The 2,142-nt window shown below is 36.9% G+C and carries 3 protein-coding genes; 2 read left to right on the top strand and 1 reads right to left on the bottom strand.

What is annotated here, in order from left to right; genetic code table 11:
* On the bottom strand, positions 1-828 hold an 828-nt coding region (locus tag CRG87_RS07685; RefSeq protein WP_228150064.1), incomplete at its 3' end, for a 1-deoxy-D-xylulose-5-phosphate synthase N-terminal domain-containing protein.
* Positions 829-1,019: 191 nt separating this feature from the next.
* Between CRG87_RS07685 and CRG87_RS07690 the strand changes: the two genes are divergently transcribed.
* A complete protein-coding gene (locus CRG87_RS07690; RefSeq protein WP_074426416.1) occupies positions 1,020-1,868 on the top strand; it encodes a helix-turn-helix domain-containing protein in 849 nt (282 codons plus the stop codon).
* Between the two features lie 63 nt (positions 1,869-1,931).
* The coding region (locus CRG87_RS07695; protein WP_165775985.1) for an NAD(P)-binding domain-containing protein at positions 1,932-2,142 on the top strand (211 nt) is incomplete at its 3' end.

Here is a 2,142-nt window from a genome sequence, read left to right on the forward strand (position 1 = left end):
CTGATCGTCTTCCAAATTAAATGGTGAGACCCAGTGATGTGCTTCTTCGTCTTTGACTGCAGGCTCGTAGCCTTTTCCCTTAAGCGTATTAATGTGCAACAAAATAGGATGATCAACATCTTTAACAGCTTTAAAAGCATCAATCATGGCAGAGAGATCATTACCGTCTGCAACGTAGCGATAGTCAAAGCCCATTGCCTTAAACGGGTTTTCTGCTGTTTGGCCGTTAGAATCACGCAGCTTTTTCAGTGAGGTTACCACACCACCAACGTTTTTATCAATTGACCATTGGTTATCATTAACTACAACCACTAAGTTGTGTGGCTCAATCGCTGCATTGTTTAGCCCTTCAAAAGCCAAGCCACCTGTCAGTGAGCCGTCACCAATTAAAGCCATAATATTTTCGTGTTGACCCATTAAATCACGTGCCTTTGCCATTCCAGTAGCCAGAGCGACTGAAGTTGAGGTGTGACCAACAGCATAGTAATCATATGGACTTTCGTCAGGATTTGAATATGGTGTTACATCTTCATAATGGTCAGGGTCGAGCCAAGCTTTGGCCCGTCCAGTTAACATTTTATGTGGATATGTTTGATGGGAAATGTCCCAGACCAGTTTATCTTTTGGAGCATCAAATACATAGTGGTAGGCAATGGTAGCTTCTACAATACCGAGATCTGGCCCTAAGTGGCCACCTTCAGCTGCATCCTTTTCAATAATTAATGTTCTGATTTCTTGAGCCAATTTTTCCATTTCGGGGATGCTCAATTTTTTAACATCTTTTGGTCCCGCAATTTTATTTAACAAAAAGTCTTCATGTTTATTCATAATATAAGTGCCTCCTTGCTGTGCTAGTCAGCCAGCTTATTTCAGTAACTGTATAAAAGTTTAATACTTAAAGTTAACTCTAAGTCAAATATAAAATTACTTTTTTATAATTAAAAGTTAATTTTATTCGATTTAAACTATAATTATTATAGTGATAGAAATAATGATGTGACACATTTAAGGAATTGAAGATGACAATTGGTGAATTACTGAAAAAGTTTCGCGTTAAGCAATTGAAAACGCAAAAAGAATGGGCTGCGGGTGTGGTTACGCCCTCTTATTATTCAAAGGTTGAGAAAAACCTGCATCGTATAACGGCAGAGGATTTGATTGCAATTTTGCGGCTTAATCACGTTAAGCCGTGGGAATTTTTTAATCAATTAGATGAAAATCAACAAGCGCAGAATGTTGCGTTTAATGAAATTGAAGAAGAAGTAAATCGAGCATATTATCAAAACAATCCTAAAAAAATTGAAGAGATTCGCCAATACGTGGAGAATAGCGACATAGAGAATAAGGATAAATTACTGCTACTGATCGATTTTAATTTGGCTGACACGCTGAATAATGTAGCCGAATTGAGTGATACGAAAAAAGCGCAGTTAAAGAATTGGCTTTTTGAACAAGATGATTTTGATGAAAGAACACTACGTATGTACATTAACTTTATCTCAATTTATGATTTAAAAAGCAACTTGAAGATTGGCAAAAAGATAGCAGAAAAATTAAAAGGTACAACAGAAACGCGGAAACAGGAGGAGCTCTTAGGTGTTATTATCAATATCTTGATTGTGTGTATTGAGCAAGGAGCCTATGACGAAACTGGATATTTTGTTCAAGCTGCCGAGCATATCAGAACAGTGCCAAAACTATTCTTTTATAAGAACATGCTGGTCTTTTTAGAAAACATGATTAACGAGCACTTTGACCATCAAGAAGAGTATGTGGCTAAATGCCAATGGGCAATCAAAAATTTCGACTTACTAGGAATGCCTGAATATGGCAAAGAAGCAGAACGTTTTTTTAACGAATATCAGTAAAATGAATAATAGTGCTAAGATAAGAATAAAATAGTTAAGCTTGAGCATAGAAGGGATGATTTTATGAAAATAGGTTTTATTGGAACAGGTGTAATGGGTAACGCAATTTGCCTTAATCTGTTAAAGGCTGGTCATGATTTAGTGGTTTATAACAGAACCAAGAGTAAGACTGATAACTTAGTTGCTCAGGGTGCAACTTGGTGTGAGAGCCCTAAAAAAGTTGCTGAGAATGCCGAATTAATCTTTACGATGGTTGGCTTTCCAGCTGATGTTG

The organism is Lactobacillus apis (assembly GCF_002837055.1).
Classification (GTDB): domain Bacteria; phylum Bacillota; class Bacilli; order Lactobacillales; family Lactobacillaceae; genus Lactobacillus; species Lactobacillus apis.

What these genes read in the sequence shown, in the direction of transcription:
- CRG87_RS07690 (WP_074426416.1), top strand. Translation starts at nt 1,020, where the DNA reads ATGACAATTGGTGAATTACTGAAAAAGTTTCGCGTTAAGCAATTGAAA.